The following is a 16,717-nucleotide window of genomic DNA, read 5'->3' on the forward strand; positions in this document are numbered from 1 at the left end:
TGTGATCTGTACTTGGTTCGGTTATTGAAGGTAATATAACGAAACGACTTCCATACTCGTGTCAGTTTTCGCATTTATCGTGAAACGCTTTCGCGTTTTTTCATAGCTAACGGTACTTCTCTTTAACGAGACAACTGTCGTAAACAGCTTTTTTATATTGACGTACTTCTATGCCCAATGCAAGAGGTTTTGACAAAAAATATTTTGAACTCGCTGGAACTATTCGAATTTTTGACAAGCCATTGCAATGATTTTGGAATAAAACGAGATAAAAACAGCAGGGCACAGGATCTTCTGTTCGGAATCTCAAGAAAAATGGAATGATTTTTCCGGACCGGATAAAGGTTTTCCTATAAAAAGACCGAGGCAGGCAGCAAATCGATAAAAGCGCTCGATGTGGTTACCTGCAACCGAAAATAGCTGCCTTTCCGGGCCAGGCGCAGAAACTAGCGGTTTGAAAATAGAAGAGGAATCTGTTAAAATTGTCCCAATATCATTTTATTTTTATGAAAAAGAGGATAGAAAACCATGGTAGGTGCCGACTTTGGCATTGTAATAGGAATTGTTATCTGTGTGTTATTTTCTGGTTATTTTTCTGCATCGGAGACAGCATTCACTACATTGAACCGAATTCGTATGAAAACGGCGGCAGAGTCAGGGGATTCCCGTGCTGCGCTTACGCTTGCTGTTTCAGAGGATTATGATAAAATGTTGTCCACGATTCTGATCGGCAACAATATTGTAAATATTGCAAGTGCGTCCCTGTCGACGATCTATTTACACGAATGTTAGGGGAAGCTGGCGTATCTCTGTCCACCGCGGTTATGACAGTGGTAGTTTTGATTTTTGGCGAGATCTCACCGAAAAGTTTGGCAAAAGAACACCCAGAGGCGTTTGCGCGTTTTAGTGCACCCTTTTTGAAGCTTTTGATGACCATCCTGACGCCGATTAATTTCATTTTTTCCCAGTGGAAAAAGTTGCTCAGTACTGGTGTTTAAGAAGAAATCGGACAATCGAATGACGCAGGAGGAACTCAAAACCATCGTCGATGAGGCACAGAATGAGGGCGGTATTGACGAAGAAAAGGGAGAACTGATCCGCTCGGCGATTGAGTTCGATGATTTGACAGCCGACGATATTTTGACCCCTCGTGTTGATATTGTTGGCATTGATGAAGAATGCCCATTCCAGGAGATTTCGGATGTTTTCCTGAACAATACGTATTCCCGACTGCCGGTTTATTCGGATTCCATTGACAACATCATCGGTATGGTCCATGAAAAGGATTATTTCAGCGCGCAAAAGAATGGCGTTACGGATATCAAACAGGTGATGAAAAAGGTTCTTTATATCAGCCGGACTGTCAAGATCTCGGATTTGTTGCGTACTCTACAAAAATCAAAGTCGCATATGGCCATTGTGGTCGACGAATTCGGCGGTACAGAAGGGCTCGTTACCATGGAGGACATCATCGAGGAATTGGTGGGTGATATTTGGGATGAGCATGACGTCGTAATCGACTATTTTAAACAGGTTGATGATCATACGTATTTGGTCAATTGCAGTGCGGATTTGCACGATCTATTTGAGGAGTTCGACTTGGGCGATTCGGACGACTATGAGTCGTCCTCTGTTGGTGGCTGGGCAATGGAGTTGCTTGGAAAAATCCCAGCGGTAGGAGATACATTCGACTTTGAAGGGTGGCATATTACGGTCACCAAGGCGACAACCCATCATGCGACACAATTGACGATGGTTTCACCAGAAGAAACGACCGAGGATGAATAAAGTTTGGGACAATTAGCGCTTTTATCTTGGAGAATTTGTGCTATACTGAGAAAAAGCGTTCGGTTTGCAAACCTGCGTTCGGATTCGCTTGGGCAAGGGGTGAGTGTATGCAAGCGATGAGCCTTTCTGTCATTCTTCCGGTGAGGAATGTTGAACAGGAGATTTCTGGGATTTTGCGCTCTGTAGTCCGTCAGACGAATGGAATAGAAACGGAGTTTATTTTGGTGGATATGGGTTCGGACGATGGAACGCCTTTGGAATGTGTGCAGCTCATTAAAAATGAACGGCTACATGGCTTTGTGGTTCAAAATGGTGACAGTGATGTAGCAGCCGCTCTCAATACCGGTATTCAGAAGGCAAGTGGAACCTATATTTCCTTGTTTTTGCCCGAAGATTGTATGCCGATTTTCTGAGGGGCTTTTTTTGAAACCGCAGAACGCACAGGAGCGGATTGCGTATTTGGAAGCTCCTGTGAAGAGGACGCACGTTTGGCGGAGCGCCGTTCACTCAGCAAGGCTGTTCAGCAGCAGTCCGGCGTAGCATATATGAAGGAGGTCATCCGTGGAACGCTACAGATCGACCTCTCAGCGGTTCTCTTACGTCGAGATTTTCTGCGAGAGCAGGGATTGCGTTTCACAGAGGGCTGCCGGTATGGATATGCACAGGAATTTCTGTTCCTTTGCCTCTTGCATGCGCAAAATATTGTGCAGTCTCCGACGCTTTTAAAACGAAATTCGGTATTTGAGCTGAAACGTGGAAAAATGAAACCCATCGGCAAAGATATTTTTCAGGCTGTGGAGGCGCTTCAGCGGGTCGAATTCTTGTTGCAGACCAGTTTTAAACAAGAGTCTGAATTGGAAGTTCTGTTTACACAGGAGTTGCTTCCCCGTGCCGTGATGAACGGCGTGGATATTATGCTGCATGAGGGCAACGGGTATAATGCGGTGCGCGGTATATTGCGAGTTTTAGGGTACGATAAACTGCTTAGAGTTGGGCGGCGTACAGAAAAGAATCTCAAGCGCCAATTCGTACATGGAACTTAATCCCCTGGATGTATAAGACGAAATGAAATAGTGCTGTGTAGATAAGCCTTTTCTGCACAGCCTTTTCTTGACAACGAATACTATGTAATATATAATATAATTTGATAGGAGGTATCGATTTGGACATACAATTGAAGAAGGGATTGTTGGAGGTCTGTGTTCTGGCGGTCATCGATCGTGAGGACTCCTACGGTTATCAGATTATGAAGGATCTCTCTGCCTGTGTGGAAATGTCAGAATCGACCTTGTACCCTATTTTGCGCCGTTTGGAGGCAGGGGGCTATCTGACGACCTATTCCATTGCACACAATGGACGTCTTCGCAAATATTATGGCACAACGGCACAGGGAAAGAGAAGGCTATATGATTTTTGGGATGAATGGAAGGAATTGGAGCGAATCCATGCCTTTGTTCAAAAGGCCGTATACGGAAGTGAAAATCTGAATCATCATGCGGGAGATCAAACGGACAAGGAGGAAACCATGCTGTGAAAAAGGAGACCTATTTCCAAAAACTGTACCAGCTCTTACGAGCGCTTCCAGATTGTGATCGGAATACAATTGTAGCATTTTATCAAGAAATCGTAGAAGATAAAATGGAGAGTGGGCTGTCAGAAGAAGAGGCTGTTGCCAGTCTAGGGGATGTCAATCAACTGGCACAAAAAATCTTGCTCGAAAATCCACAGCGGCGTCCTAGTTTAAAACCGATTTGGATTGCATTAGGGGTAGTCGTTGCAATACTGGTGGTATTGGGCGTGTGGACGGCGCTCGGAATAGTGACCTATCAAGAATTACGGACTAATTCCGTAGCAGAGCAGGTTTTACCCTCAAAAGGACATTCAGAATCTTTTTCTTCGATGTCTGAAGAAATATTGCAGGGGGATGAAAGAGAGACTTCATCGAAGAAGGATACCGTTGGAAAGCATATGGAAGAATACCGTGCGCCGGTACATGAAGTGGATGCGATGAAATTTGAAGCCGAAAACAAATCCATCACCTTTGAAGCTGCTGATACAGAAGAGATTGTGATTTCTTATGAGACGGATAGCACACAACTTTATACAGTGGGACAAAAAGGAAGCACGATCTATTTGGAAAATAAGGACCAGAGAGAGCAGGAACAGAAAAAGGGTACCTATCGTATTGTGGTGCAGCGTCCTACATCCTACTTGGGAGGGCTTGATGTAAAAATCGACAATGGGAAAATTGAGGCAAAGGATTTACAACAACTTACGTCATTTTCCTGTGAAACGCAAAACGCAACCATTGACTTCGACCATCTAGGCGTGGAGAACCTATGTACAAAAACGAGAAACGGGAAATTAATCCTTCGTGCGATACAGGCCGATCAACAGATTGAGCTTAGCACAAGCAACGGAGCCATCCACTTGGAAGACTGTATTTCCGAGGTGATGAACCTTGAATCGAAGAATGGATTCATTGCGTTACACGCTGTTCAAGCAACGCAGGCAATCCAGGCGGAAACCACCAATGGTGCGATTTCTTTGGAAGGACTGCAGTCGCCGGATATTCAGCTAAAAACCGTAAATGGGGAAGTTGCCGGAACGATCTATGGAAACCAGGAGGATTACCAAATTATCACGGAGCAGAGACTTGGGAAAAAGAACCTGGAGAATAAATCCACAGGGACCAAAAAGTTACAAGTAACCACCGATCTGGGCCGTATTCAGATCACTTTTGATACCAATAACGCATAAAAAGAGCAGAAGCCAGTTTTTTCTCAAACCGGCTTCTGCTTTATTTTGTCTTTATTCTTCTACTGGTTTTGCAGCAAGGAACAACTTATCGTTGGGGTCATTTTCAAAGAAATCATACATGGTCCAATTGTAGAAAAAGCGTTCCGCTGGGTAAACCCCATAGCCATCCTGGTTATGGTCGGTTGTATCGTATGGATCTGCCACAATGATGACATCGTCCGCGAGCGTTTCTGTCCCCATTGTGTCATAGCCGATGATTACTTGCCAGTGTCCACCCCAATCGTTCCACGCGATCATTACCGGAACGCCGTCCTTGAGGTAGTCTTGGATCATGGTCAAATCGATCTGTTCCAAGTCTTCGAAATCGTAGGTGGTTGTATATGTAAATCCACCAACACCATCAAAAATATCCATCGCCTGCCGCAATGTAGTAGCACTGGGCGTGTTATCCCGACGTAGTTCGGCCAGCGATGCTTCATTCCAATCGCCAAGTTTTCCGTAGTCAGTTCAGGACCATCATTGCACTGGTAACGCCACAGCTCCATTCCGACGTTTGTTGGATCGTTTGGAATTTTGGAAGAATGGTTAAGGTGTCCGTGGAGGTCATGTTATAATAGTCATTGCTTGTAAAATAGGGGGAATTCTTTACATCCGCCTGCCGTTCCACGGAATCCGCTCCATCGTCAGGCGAAAGGTCGGCAGCATAAGCCATTTTCATTTCATCTGTAAAGTTCCCGGTGGAAGTCTCCGCTTCCATGCTGCTCTGAGAGCTGGTCTGGTTGGCATCCTTCGAGGATGGGTCTGTCCCCACAGGCGCGCCTGCCGTACTGCATCCTGTTAGTAAATTCATAGCCAATAGCAGGGAAAGCGCCAGAGTTACAGTTTTTTTCATTTCTCGATCTCCATTTCTACATTCAATTTTATGCCGTTTTTTGGCATAATGGGTTTAGTATAACGAGAGTAGGGGCCTGCGTCAAGAGCATTTTTGTTTATTTTTGACTTTTATAATTTTTCGGAATAAAAACATATTTTTTGTAAAAACAAGAGAGACCTTGCGAGAGTATGTACAATATGGTATAATGACACGAAAACCATACAACATGGGGAGGGCTAACCTTTTGGCAGAATTTTCCCAAAAACAATATATAGAGGATGTTGCACAGATTATGGCAATCCGTGCGCGTGGTCCCCAGCCAATGGCATTTGTACACACCTATGGTTGCCAGCAAAATGTGGCGGACGGCGAAAAAATCAAAGGCCAGTTGGAACAGATGGGATTTGATTTTACGGACGACGTCAATGAAGCGGATTTTATTCTGTTCAACACATGTGCAATTCGTGAACACGCCGAAGATCGTGTATTTGGAAATGTGGGCGCTTTGAAAAATATCAAACGCCGGCATCCGTCTGTTTTAATTGCCCTATGTGGATGCATGATGGAGCAGGAACATGTGGCAGAGCGCATTCGAAAGAGCTTTCCTTATGTGAATTTGGTATTTGGTACCCATGTGATTCATCGTTTCCCGGAACTGATGTTCCGGATGTTGACAGATGGGCGCCGTATCTTTGAGCGTGGCGACGACAGTGAAGATCAGCAGATTGTGGAAGGGTTGCCCATCCACCGCGACGGGAATATCCGCGCTTGGTGCACAGTGATGTATGGCTGTGACAATTTCTGTTCCTATTGCATTGTTCCATATGTGCGGGGAAGAGAGCGGAGCCGGTCTCCCCAGGCGATCTTGGAAGAGTTCACCGGGCTGGTTCGGTCCGGCTATAAGGACATTACACTGTTGGGGCAGAATGTAAATTCCTACGGCAAGCATCGGGAGGAAGGGGTTAACTTCTCTGCGTTGTTGCGTATGCTCGATGCTGTGGAGGGGGACTATCGCATTCGTTTTATGACATCCCATCCCAAGGATGCAACGCACGAGCTGATCGATACCATTGCCCAAGGGACGCACATCAGCCATCATTTGCATCTTCCGTTCCAGTCTGGCAACAACCGTGTTCTGCGGGAGATGAACCGCGGATATACGCGGGAAAAATATTTGGATCTGATTGCCTATGCAAAGAAACAGATCCCAGATCTATCGCTAACCTCCGATATTATTGTCGGGTTCCCCGGGGAAACCTATGCAGAGTTTCAAGACACGGTGGATCTGATTCGGCAGGTGGAGTTTACCTCTCTTTATACGTTCATCTATTCTCCTCGCGTCGGGACACGCGCTGCAAAAATGGACGATCCTATTCCTGCTGAGGAAAAAACCAGATGGTTTCAAGAACTCTGCGCGGAACAGGAACGGATTGCGGCAAGCCGTTGCGCGGCCACGGTGGGAACTATACAGCGGGTTTTGGTAGAAGAACAAAATGAAAAGACAGGGCTGTTGACCGGCAGGACGGACGGCAATGTTGTAGTGGACTTTCCCGGGGCCCCGTCGCTGATCGGGTCGTTTGCCGATGTTCGGGTAACTGCTGCACGCAATTGGATTTTGCGAGGGGAACTTGTATAGAGGGTTCGATCGGTTTTGAAACCGTTTTAGATAGAAATGAATGATTGATATTTAGAAACAGGAGAGATTTAACATGGATATGATTGAGTTAGCAAGAGAAATCGGCCGTCAGTTGCAGAAGGATGAGCGTTATTTGAATATGCGCGCGGTCAGCGCCCAGTGCGATAAAGATGAAGAGTTGCAGGAACTGATTGGGGAGTTTAACCTCAAGCGTATTGCGATCAGCAATGAGACACAGAGCGACACGCGCGATGATGAGAAATTACGGCGCTTGAATGGCGAGATGCGCCATATTTATGCGCGCATTATGCAAAATGAGAATATGACCGCTTACAATCGCGCCAAAGAGGAGATGGATCATCTTTTGCAGCGTATCAGTGCGATTATTAGCCAGAGTGCGGATGGAGAAGATCCAAACACAGCGGATTATGTGGAGTCCTGCGGTGGGAATTGTTCTGCTTGCGGCGGATGCCACTGATCCTGCCGGCGACAGAAGGACTTGAATTGAACCAAGAGACAAAGCTCCCGCCGGGTGAACCCCGGCGGGGATTGTTTCTTTTGTGAAGGAGGAAGGGCGCAAGCATGGCGAATTTATCCCCCATGATGCAGCAGTATTTTCAAATAAAAGAGCAATACCCCGACACGCTTCTGTTTTTCCGTCTGGGCGATTTTTATGAGATGTTCTTCGACGACGCAAAGCTTGCGTCCCGGGAACTGGAGTTGACGCTCACCGGGCGCGATTGTGGGCAGGAAGAGCGCGCTCCCATGTGCGGCGTTCCATTCCACAGTGCGGAGACTTATATTGCGCGCCTGGTTGCCAAGGGGTATAAGGTGGCCATCTGTCAGCAGATGGAGGACCCTGCACTTGCAAAAGGGCTTGTTAAACGCGATATTGTGCGTGTCATTACGCCCGGTACCGTACTGGAGAGCAGTATGCTGGACGAGACGCGCAACAATTTTATTTGCTCGCTTTGTGCAGAAGGGGCGCAGGCGGGAGTTTGTTTTGCGGATATTTCTACCGGAGAGTTACATGCCACCACGCTGGCGGGCGAGGATTTGGAGGAACAACTCTTCAATGAACTTTCCCGCTATTCGCCGCGTGAGATTTTGGTGAATCCAGACATACTGGAATACAAGGCGCTTCCGGCTTTTATCAAGGAACGGCTGTCTGCCAGCTTAGAGTTGCTGGATTCGTCGGAATATGAGGTGGAAATATGTGAACCGCTTGTTTTGGAGCAATTCCAAAAGGAGACGTTGGATGCGTTAGGATTGGAGCAAAATCCGCTGGTAGTACGGGCAATCGGCGCTCTACTGCGTTATTTGAAGCGAACGCAACGAACAGGCTTGGAACGCATGACAGAGGTAGAACTCTACAGCGGCGCCCAATTCATGCGTTTGGATCTCAATGCTCGGCGGAATTTGGAACTGCTCGAAACCATGCGAAACAAGGAAAAGCGAGGGTCTTTGCTTTGGGTATTAGACAAAACCCGTACGGCAATGGGGAAGCGTCTGATTCGTTCCTGGATTGAGCAGCCGCTTCTCAGCCCCGCGCAGATCAGCCGCCGCTTAAATGCGGTAGAGGAGCTTTCTGGGGATGCAATTCTGCGGGATAACCTTTCAGAGCAGCTCACCGGTATTTATGATTTGGAACGCTTGATGTCCCGTATTGTGTACGGCTCTGCCAACGGGCGGGAATTGCGCTCGCTTGCCGCGACTGCGGCCAAGCTTCCGGGATTGAAACATCTCTTGATGGATAGAACATCTGCGATGCTGGCGGGAGTCCAGCAGGATCTGGACCCATTGGACGACGTATTGGATCTGATTGATCGCGCAATTGTCGAGGAACCGCCATTTACGATTCGAGAGGGTGGGATCATAAAGCCAGGGTATAGTGCAGAGTTGGATGAACTCAAAGGGGATATGAGCGACGGGAAGGGAATTATCGCTCAGATTGAAGCGAAGGAACGCGACCGCACAGGTATCCCAAAGCTGAAAGTGGGTTATAACCGTGTGTTTGGCTATTATATCGAGATCACCAATGCATATAAGGATCAGGCCCCTCCGGAGTACATACGCAAGCAGACTTTGACCAATTGTAAGCGCTATATTACGCCGGAACTCAAGGAGTTGGAAGGGCGGATTCTTGGCGCGCATGACCGCTCGGTTCAGCTGGAGCACCAGCTTTTGATGAGGTCCGTAAAACGGTTGCCGCTCAATTGAACCGTATTCAAAAGACGGCACGGGCAGTTGCGCGTTTGGATGTTTTGCTCTCTTTTGCACAGGTGTCTGTGAACAATGGATATACACGTCCGGTAGTGGACCTCAATGGAAAGATTCTGCTAAAGGAAAGCCGTCACCCGGTGGTGGAGGCGTTGCTGGATGCGCCTTTTGTGCCGAATGATGTCCTGTTGGATAAAGGGGAAAACCGTGTAGCGATTATTACAGGCCCAAACATGGCAGGTAAATCGACCTATATGCGCCAGATTGCGCTGATTGTAGTAATGGCGCAGATTGGTTGTTTTGTTCCGGCCTCCTATGCAGAAGTTGGCATTGTAGATAGCATTTTTACGCGTGTGGGGGCATCGGACGATCTGGCTTCTGGGCAATCTACTTTCATGGTCGAAATGACCGAGGTGGCGGATATTGTAAAAAATGCGACCGACAGGAGTCTGTTGATTTTGGATGAGATCGGCCGGGGAACTTCTACCTACGATGGGATGAGCATTGCGCGCGCAGTTTTGGAGTATGCTGCGGACAAAAAGACACTGGGGGCAAAAACCCTCTTTGCCACACATTACCACGAGTTGACCGAATTGGAATCGCTGATTGAGGGAGTCAAAAACTACAACATCGCGGTTAAAAAGCGCGGGGACGACATCACATTTTTGCGCCGAATCGTGCGCGGCGGAGCGGATGACAGCTTTGGAATTGAGGTGGCAAAGTTGGCAGGCGTTCCGGAGAAGGTGGTCGCACGCGCGAAACAGATTTTAGCGGAGCTGGAACAGGGACAGCAGGTTTCTATGCCAAAGGCGCGTGGGAAAAAGCGCCAGGAAGAGGCAGAAGCGCAGTTAGCTCTGATTCCACCAAATGAAACAGAAGTGATGGGGCGTTTGCGGCAGTTGGATGTCAATACGTTGACGCCAATTGAGTGCATGAACACCTTGTTTGAACTTTGTCGGCTTGCGAAATAGAGATAAAGGAGGTGCCGCATGAGCAAAATTAATGTATTGGATAAGCACGTGGCAGAGCTGATCGCTGCTGGCGAGGTAGTGGAGCGTCCCAGTTCTGTGATTAAGGAACTTGTAGAAAATGCAGTGGATGCTGGCGCCACCATTTTGACAGTGGAAATCAAAAACGGCGGCACCACTTTTATGCGTGTCACCGACAACGGCAGTGGAATCGTGCGGGAGGATGTGCCAGTCGCTTTCCTGCGCCATGCGACCAGTAAAGTAAAGGTCCAGGACGATTTGGAAAATATCGCTACGCTTGGTTTTCGGGGGGAAGCATTGGCGTCCATCGCGGCGGTGGCGCGGGTGGAATTGCTCACCCGCACTGCGGATGAGTTAGCCGGAACACGATATGTGATCTCGGGTGGAGAAGAAGAGTGTTGTGAAGATGCAGGGTGTGCACAGGGAACCACTTTTGTGGTGCGCGATCTCTTTTACAACACGCCCGCCCGCATGAAATTTCTAAAAAAAGATGTAACGGAGGCCAATGCGGTTGCAGCCGTAATGGATCGCCTTGCACTTTCGCATCCGGAGGTTTCTGTGCGCTTTATACGGGATGGGAAAGAGACGCTGCATACGCCGGGAGACGGCAAACTGAAGTCTGCCATCTATGCGGTATTCGGCAAAGAATTTACAGCTGGACTGATGCCTGTAGAGTATGACTATAATGGGATAGAGGTATCTGGATTTGTCAGTAAGCCTGCCAATGCCCGCCCCAATCGGAGCATGCAGCACTTTTTTCTGAATGGCCGCTATGTGAAGAGCAGGACGGCGATGGTAGCTTTGGAGGAGGCTTTTAAGGGGTCCCTCATGGTGGGGAAGGTGCCGGCGTGCGTTTTGCATTTGCGCATGGCCTATGGGTCCGTGGATGTCAATGTGCATCCAGCGAAGATCGAGGTGCGTTTTTTGAACGAGCGTCCCATTTTTGATGCAGTGTATCACGGCGTTAAAACCGCATTAAATCAATGGGATAGCCCAAATGTGATGAAACTAGAACGTCCAGCACCTGCTCCCTTCCCGAAAACAAGTACCGCAGAGCAGCTTCCTCTGCGGATGGTTGAGCCGGTGGCTCAAACGTCTACACCGCTGGAGCCGCTTGTGCGAGAGGCGGTCCATACGCCTAAACCGGCGGTTCCTGCCCGAAGATCCAACCTGCGGAACCGCTTCCAGGGCTTTCGGTAAACGACAGTGGCGTCCCTTCAGGGTTGACACGTACTTTTGGCGCAGACATGCGTTTTGTGGATGTTGCAGGACCGGAAGACGAAGAAACTACTGCTCTGAATACGCCTTCGCAGGAAAAAGGGGAGGCGTTAGAGGAGGAAAAAACGCAGGAACCTGTACAGCCGGTGGTTCCGGCTGAGGAGCCTACTTCTAAGCAAAAGGTAGAACCCCTTCCTGCACGGCTGGTGGGAGAAGCTTTCGGAACATACATCCTTTTGGAACGCGGGGATGAATTGATTTTGATTGATAAGCATGCGGCACATGAACGGATGCTGTATGAGGAATTAAAGGCAAATCGGGGGACTGTCGCCCATCAGATGTTATTGCAGCCTGTAACCGTCACTCTGGAAAAAAATGAATACGCCGCGGTTCTGAATGCATTGGAGCTCTATGAGCAGGCAGGATTTGAGCTGGAGGACTTTGGAGCAGGTACCATATTGGTGCGCAGCGCCCCCTTGATTCTGGGGGGTGAAGGGGTGGCCGATGCCGTGATGGAGATGGCCGGCTACCTTGCGAATAGTAAAAATGACCTCACGACTGAGCGGCTCGACTGGCTTTATCACAATGTCGCCTGCCGGGCGGCTGTCAAGGCGGGGGATGGAGTCGGCCGGAAGAATTGCTCGCCTTGGCGGACCGATTGGAGCAAAATCCGCAGATTCGCTACTGCCCGCATGGACGCCCAGTTTCGATTCTACTCAAAAAACGCGATTTGGAAAAGCAATTCGGCCGGGTTTGACAAATTCTTTACCAGATGGAGTTATAATAGAAATGATCTCGAAAGCAGAAAAAGTGGATGCACAGATACCTGTGGCTGCTGTGGTGGGGCCTACGGCATCTGGAAAAAGTGGACTGGCAGTGGAACTGGCCCTTCGGTGTGAAGGGGAAGTCGTATCGGCGGACTCTATGCAGATTTATACGGGAATGTCGATCGGAACAGCCAAGCCGACGGTGGACGAGATGCGTGGAGTACCGCATCATCTGATTGACTTTGTGGCCCCCCAGGCGTCGTTCAGTGTGGCGGATTATGTGAAACTGGCGGCACAGTGTGTAGCAGATATTCATGCGCGCGGAAAGCTTCCCATACTGGCTGGAGGAACCGGGTTGTATGTCCGTTCTTTCCTACAAAACTTGCAATTCACAGAGGAAGACCGCGACGACGCCCTGCGCGCCTCTCTCAAAAAGCGTGCGGAAGAGGAAGGGACGCAGGCCTTGATGGACGAGCTACGGCGGATAGATCCGGAATCGGCAGCGCGCCTCCATCCGAATAATCTGGGAAGGGTGATTCGGGCACTCGAGATCTATTATACAACAGGTTCGACCATGACTCAGCAGATCGAGCGATCCCGCACGAAACCATCTCCTTATCATGTCTGTATGATCGGTTTGGACTTTCTCGACCGGGAAAATCTCTATGCGAGGATCAATGCGCGGGTTGACAAAATGATGGCAGATGGTTTGGAGGAGGAGGCCCGTCAGGTACTGGGGCAACGTGCTTCTACGGCACGACAAGCGATCGGCTATAAGGAGTGGGCGCCCTATTTTCAGGGGGAGATTTCCCGGGAGGAGGTTGCGGAGAACATCAAACGAGAGACACGCCGCTACGCCAAACGGCAGTTGACTTGGTTTCGCCGGGAGGAGAATATTCATTGGTTACACGTGGATGCATATCCCGACAGCTTGGGGCTCGTTTCGGCGGCACAGTCGATTTTGGACACATGGCGGTGTAAAGACTGACCGCCGGCGCTACAAAGGGGGATGTGAATGAACAATTCCATATTGAAGCGGCTGCTCTCTATTTTTATTGCGCTACTGCTGTTTTTCTATATCGGTTATCAGATCTACAGTGCCAATTACAGCACCGTGCGGACGGAAACTGCGCTGAGCAAAACAGAAGCGGATACCATCGAGACCACCGGAATTGCCATTCGGAAAGAAAGCCTGATTGAACAGCCGGCAAATGGCGTTTTGACATACGCTGTTGAAGACGGCGGCCATATTCACAAAGGCGGCACTGTCGCAGTCACCTATGCCAACGAAGCAGATGCCACAGCGCAGAGGCAGTTGCAGGAATTGGACAGCGAGATTGCAAGGCTGCAAAAGTTGAATACGCCCGGCGATACATATGCGGCGAATCCCGATTCTCTGAACAAGCAGATCAATCAGGAGTTGACGGACTTGCTCATTGCTTCCCGAAAGGAAGGGTTGAGCGACCTTTCGGAGTACCGAGAGGAATTCCTCTATCTGTTGAATGAAAAACAGATCGTTACAGAAAAGGTTACGGATTTCAATGCGCGGATCAGTACGCTCCAAGCGGAACGGCAGTCCATCGCTTCTACCCATGGTTCACAAACAGGGACGATTGCATCCCCGGACTCCGGGTACTTCATCAGCTATGTGGATGGGTATGAAGGCGTATTCGATTACGATCAGGTTGAGGACATCACACCGGATCAGATTCGTGAGATGGCTGCTATGCAGGTGACACCCTCGGCTTCGATTGGAAAGGTATGTGCAGACTTTAACTGGTATTTTGTCTGTATTGTAGATGCAGACACCGCGCTGAAATTTCAGGAGAAGGCAAATCAGACTCGGTATGAAGCCCGTTGTGTCACATTGACGTTCCCTTTTGCTTCGGCGGCTCCTCTCCCGGCAGAGGTCGTTAAGATCAATCAAAAGGATAAGGAATCCGAGGCCGCCGTGGTGATGCGCTGTAACAATATGAATGCATCTCTGGCCCGCCTACGCAATGAGACGGTGCAGATTGAAATTGAAGAGTACAGTGGCATCCGTGTCAGTCAAAAATCCGTGCATTTTGAAACAATTACCAAGGAGACGTATGATAAGGATGGCAATGTCAATGGAACCGTAACCAAGGAGGTCAAGGGCGTTTATGTGATGCACGGCAGCGAGATTCAGTTCTGTCAGATATTCCCCTTGTATAGCACCAATAGCTATGTGATCTGTGAAGCGCTGACAGAGGAAGAAGAAAAGACGCGGTCCTACGATCCTTTTGTGCAGGATGAAGCGGAAGGAGAAGAGGCGCAACAGGAGGATCCCATGGAGGGACTCTTTACGGATCGAACCGTGCAACTTTATGATGAAGTGGTTGTAGAAGGGACGGATTTGTACGATGGAAAAGTGGTCGAGTGATGAGCTGGCACAGCGTTGCCGCGCTCTGGAAGAGAACATGAAACGGATTCAGGCCGAAATCGCAGAAGCGGCCATCCGCTCGGGGCGCAGGCCAGAGGATATTACGCTCTTGGCCGCAACAAAGACGGTCCCGGTCGAGGTCATCAATTATGGAATTGAACGGGGCTTGGACCATATTGGAGAAAATCGTGTGCAGGAATTGTGCGATAAGTATGATGCTTTGGAGCGTGAAAAGACCGATGTGCAATTTATTGGGCATTTACAGACCAATAAAGTGAAATATTTGATCGGAAAGGTCAGCATGATTCAATCGGTAGATAGCATGAAATTGGCACAGGAGATTTCCCGGCTGAGTATACGGGGAAATCAGACGATGAATATTCTGATAGAGGTCAATATCGGGCGAGAGGAAAATAAGTCGGGGGTTTTGCCAGAGCATTTGGAGACGCTCATAAAAGAAATTTCCACTTTACCGGCCCTTCGAGTGCGCGGTTTGATGGCGATTCCGCCGGCAGATGCCGATTCTGTGGCGACACAGCACTATTTTTCAAAGATGTTCGAATATTTTATTGACACGAAACACAAAAAATTAGATAATGTTTCTATGGATGTTTTGTCCATGGGGATGTCTGCGGATTATGCACAGGCAATCCTGGCTGGCGCAAATATGGTGCGCGTTGGTTCAGCGCTCTTTGGCGCCCGGAATTATAACATCCGTTGAGAGGAAAGGCTCCTTTGGAGCGGCAAAAGGGTCTGCGCCGCAGGTTTGACCCGCTGATCTGTAAGGAGAGCAGAAGAATTTTAGGAGGCTTTGTATTATGGCAGGACTGGTACAGAAATTTAAAAATATGTGGAATCCGCCAGATGACGAGTACGATTATGACTACGATTACGACGAGACGGCACAGGAAGAGGAGAAACCCTTGGAGCACGAGACAATTTCAGAGCCGCGCGATAGTATTCGCCGTGCGCCTTCCAGTTCTACCGGGAATAAAGTGGTAAATATACATGCAACCGCCCAGTTGCAAGTGGTGCTGTTTAAGCCCGAACATTATGGGGAAGAGGTACGCGCCATTGCAGATGAGCTTTTGAAGCGCCATACGGTGGTGCTCAATCTGGAGAATACGGAAAAGAATATCTCTCGCCGTATCTTGGATTTCCTCAGTGGCGTGGCTTATGCTCAGAATGGAAAGATTAAGCCTGTGGCGACGCGTACCTTTATTATTACACCCTATAATGTCGATTTGACCGGCGACGACGTATTGGATGAGCTGGAAAACAACGGCGTATATTTCTAATGGACAAGCGTACAGGAATGGATGATGCCGTTTTAGAGGCCAAACTCCGGGACGCTGTGCGAATCGCAGAGCGCGGCCGGGCGCATTTTGTCGGTTTTTTGGATGAACGTCAGGCGGGTGTGGCGCAGAGTTTCATGCGCCACACCGGCTTTTCCAATTTTTTGTTCTGGGGTGGATATCCAGAGGCAGAACGTGTTTTGTTTGGCGCCTTTCCGGATTATCAGGAAGCGTGTCCAGAGGATTTTCCGTTGGAAACTTTTACGGTTTCCTACCGGATGTGTGATTCTTTGACCCATCGTGATTTTTTGGGAGCGCTGCTTTCCAAGGGGGTCGTGCGTGAGACGCTGGGGGACATCTTGGTGGAGCCTGGCCGTGCAGTTTTGTTCTCTCGTGCGGAGGTTGCCGAGTTCCTTTTACAACAGACCGATAAGATCGGCCGTGTGGGGGTTACGCTGTCACGAGGCGCGCAAGAACCACTGCCTGTGCCGCATACGTTTGCGCCATTTTCCGGTGTAGTGGCCTCTGCCCGGCTGGACTGTATTGTTGCGTTGGCCGCAGGTGTCAGCAGGGAAAAGGCGGCGGGGCTGGTTTCGGCTGGAGTGGTAATGCTCAATCACGAGGTAGTCACTTCGGTTTCCACACAGGTTACGGAAGAGGCAAAGTTGTCGATCCGGGGAAAAGGGCGGTATATTTTGGACCGAATCGGCCCCGTGACCAAAAAAGGACGGCTCAGCATTGCCGGCAGAAAATATATTTGATTGGG

Annotated in this window: 16 protein-coding genes and 2 pseudogenes; 16 read left to right on the forward strand and 2 right to left on the reverse strand. The window is 49.0% G+C overall.

All coding sequences use genetic code 11. From position 1 onward, the window contains the following. Positions 1-528: 528 nt before the first annotated feature. The 6 genes and pseudogenes from ACGCCZ_RS07430 to ACGCCZ_RS07455 all read left to right on the forward strand — a co-directional run bounded on the left by ACGCCZ_RS07430 (position 529) and on the right by ACGCCZ_RS07455 (position 4,548). Positions 529-998, forward strand: a pseudogene (locus ACGCCZ_RS07430) (CNNM domain-containing protein). Then, entirely contained in the window at positions 991-1,788 is a 798-nt protein-coding gene (locus tag ACGCCZ_RS07435; protein WP_411655692.1) for a hemolysin family protein, read from the forward strand. The pseudogene ACGCCZ_RS07430 and the gene ACGCCZ_RS07435 overlap by 8 nt, the downstream one beginning before the upstream one ends. Before the next feature lie 107 nt (positions 1,789-1,895). Beyond that, entirely contained in the window at positions 1,896-2,201 is a 306-nt protein-coding gene (locus ACGCCZ_RS07440) for a glycosyltransferase family A protein (RefSeq protein WP_411655693.1), read from the forward strand. Between the two features lie 75 nt (positions 2,202-2,276). Next, positions 2,277-2,831 carry a hypothetical protein gene (locus ACGCCZ_RS07445; RefSeq protein ID WP_411655694.1) on the forward strand — a complete coding sequence of 185 codons (555 nt, stop codon included), beginning with the start codon at positions 2,277-2,279 and terminating at the stop codon, positions 2,829-2,831. Between the two features lie 119 nt (positions 2,832-2,950). Beyond that, complete coding sequence (locus ACGCCZ_RS07450) at positions 2,951-3,322, forward strand: PadR family transcriptional regulator (protein ID WP_411655695.1); 372 nt, start codon at positions 2,951-2,953, stop codon at positions 3,320-3,322. Continuing rightward, on the forward strand, positions 3,319-4,548 hold the full coding sequence (locus ACGCCZ_RS07455) for a DUF4097 family beta strand repeat-containing protein (RefSeq protein WP_411655696.1): 1,230 nt from the start codon (positions 3,319-3,321) through the stop codon (positions 4,546-4,548). Before ACGCCZ_RS07450 ends, ACGCCZ_RS07455 begins: the two co-directional genes overlap by 4 nt. A 51-nt stretch (positions 4,549-4,599) precedes the next feature. Here the strand turns inward: ACGCCZ_RS07455 and ACGCCZ_RS07460 are convergent, their stop codons facing one another. Both ACGCCZ_RS07460 and ACGCCZ_RS07465 read right to left on the reverse strand, forming a co-directional pair. Then, positions 4,600-4,962, reverse strand: coding sequence for a papain-like cysteine protease family protein (locus ACGCCZ_RS07460; RefSeq protein ID WP_411655697.1), 363 nt, complete (start codon positions 4,960-4,962; stop codon positions 4,600-4,602). A gap of 88 nt (positions 4,963-5,050) precedes the next feature. Continuing rightward, positions 5,051-5,440 (reverse strand): hypothetical protein, encoded by a 390-nt coding sequence (locus tag ACGCCZ_RS07465; RefSeq protein WP_411655698.1) that lies wholly within the window; start codon positions 5,438-5,440, stop codon positions 5,051-5,053. Between the two features lie 226 nt (positions 5,441-5,666). Here ACGCCZ_RS07465 and miaB point away from each other — a divergent pair, with 226 nt between their 5' ends. From miaB to ACGCCZ_RS07515, 10 genes and pseudogenes are all read left to right on the forward strand, one after another. Beyond that, positions 5,667-7,058 (forward strand): tRNA (N6-isopentenyl adenosine(37)-C2)-methylthiotransferase MiaB, encoded by a 1,392-nt coding sequence (gene miaB / locus ACGCCZ_RS07470; RefSeq protein ID WP_411655699.1) that lies wholly within the window; start codon positions 5,667-5,669, stop codon positions 7,056-7,058. Positions 7,059-7,131: 73 nt separating this feature from the next. Next, on the forward strand, positions 7,132-7,536 hold the full coding sequence (locus tag ACGCCZ_RS07475; protein WP_054323077.1) for a YlbF family regulator: 405 nt from the start codon (positions 7,132-7,134) through the stop codon (positions 7,534-7,536). A 104-nt stretch (positions 7,537-7,640) separates the two neighbouring features. Continuing rightward, positions 7,641-10,249: pseudogene (gene mutS, locus ACGCCZ_RS07480) on the forward strand (DNA mismatch repair protein MutS). Positions 10,250-10,267: 18 nt separating this feature from the next. Beyond that, positions 10,268-11,467, forward strand: coding sequence for a DNA mismatch repair endonuclease MutL (gene mutL, locus ACGCCZ_RS07485; RefSeq protein ID WP_411655700.1), 1,200 nt, complete (start codon positions 10,268-10,270; stop codon positions 11,465-11,467). A 23-nt stretch (positions 11,468-11,490) separates the two neighbouring features. After that, entirely contained in the window at positions 11,491-12,384 is an 894-nt protein-coding gene (locus ACGCCZ_RS07490) for a hypothetical protein (protein WP_411655701.1), read from the forward strand. Further along, positions 12,275-13,240: a tRNA (adenosine(37)-N6)-dimethylallyltransferase MiaA gene (gene miaA / locus ACGCCZ_RS07495; RefSeq protein ID WP_054323074.1), complete on the forward strand. Its 966-nt coding sequence runs from the start codon at positions 12,275-12,277 to the stop codon at positions 13,238-13,240. The genes ACGCCZ_RS07490 and miaA overlap by 110 nt, the downstream gene beginning before the upstream one ends. A gap of 27 nt (positions 13,241-13,267) precedes the next feature. Further along, positions 13,268-14,656: an HlyD family efflux transporter periplasmic adaptor subunit gene (locus ACGCCZ_RS07500; protein WP_054323073.1), complete on the forward strand. Its 1,389-nt coding sequence runs from the start codon at positions 13,268-13,270 to the stop codon at positions 14,654-14,656. Next, on the forward strand, positions 14,637-15,377 hold the full coding sequence (locus ACGCCZ_RS07505; RefSeq protein ID WP_054323072.1) for a YggS family pyridoxal phosphate-dependent enzyme: 741 nt from the start codon (positions 14,637-14,639) through the stop codon (positions 15,375-15,377). Before ACGCCZ_RS07500 ends, ACGCCZ_RS07505 begins: the two co-directional genes overlap by 20 nt. Positions 15,378-15,474: 97 nt before the next feature. Beyond that, positions 15,475-15,954, forward strand: coding sequence for a cell division protein SepF (locus tag ACGCCZ_RS07510; protein WP_054323071.1), 480 nt, complete (start codon positions 15,475-15,477; stop codon positions 15,952-15,954). Further along, on the forward strand, positions 15,954-16,712 hold the full coding sequence (locus tag ACGCCZ_RS07515; protein WP_411655702.1) for a YlmH/Sll1252 family protein: 759 nt from the start codon (positions 15,954-15,956) through the stop codon (positions 16,710-16,712). Before ACGCCZ_RS07510 ends, ACGCCZ_RS07515 begins: the two co-directional genes overlap by 1 nt. Positions 16,713-16,717: the final 5 nt, after the last annotated feature.

Origin of the sequence: Anaeromassilibacillus sp. SJQ-1, assembly GCF_046693725.1 — a bacterium.
In the GTDB taxonomy this organism is placed as follows: Bacteria; Bacillota; Clostridia; order Oscillospirales; family Acutalibacteraceae; genus Anaeromassilibacillus.

Coding starts and splice junctions, on each gene's coding strand:
- ACGCCZ_RS07475 (WP_054323077.1), top strand. CDS start 7,132: ATGGATATGATTGAGTTAGCAAGAGAAATCGGCCGTCAGTTGCAGAAG.
- ACGCCZ_RS07510 (WP_054323071.1), top strand. CDS start 15,475: ATGGCAGGACTGGTACAGAAATTTAAAAATATGTGGAATCCGCCAGAT.
- miaA (WP_054323074.1), top strand. CDS start 12,275: ATGATCTCGAAAGCAGAAAAAGTGGATGCACAGATACCTGTGGCTGCT.
- ACGCCZ_RS07460 (WP_411655697.1), bottom strand. CDS start 4,962: ATGGATATTTTTGATGGTGTTGGTGGATTTACATATACAACCACCTAC.
- ACGCCZ_RS07465 (WP_411655698.1), bottom strand. CDS start 5,440: ATGAAAAAAACTGTAACTCTGGCGCTTTCCCTGCTATTGGCTATGAAT.
- ACGCCZ_RS07500 (WP_054323073.1), top strand. CDS start 13,268: ATGAACAATTCCATATTGAAGCGGCTGCTCTCTATTTTTATTGCGCTA.
- ACGCCZ_RS07515 (WP_411655702.1), top strand. CDS start 15,954: ATGGACAAGCGTACAGGAATGGATGATGCCGTTTTAGAGGCCAAACTC.
- mutL (WP_411655700.1), top strand. CDS start 10,268: ATGAGCAAAATTAATGTATTGGATAAGCACGTGGCAGAGCTGATCGCT.
- ACGCCZ_RS07505 (WP_054323072.1), top strand. CDS start 14,637: ATGGAAAAGTGGTCGAGTGATGAGCTGGCACAGCGTTGCCGCGCTCTG.
- ACGCCZ_RS07440 (WP_411655693.1), top strand. CDS start 1,896: ATGCAAGCGATGAGCCTTTCTGTCATTCTTCCGGTGAGGAATGTTGAA.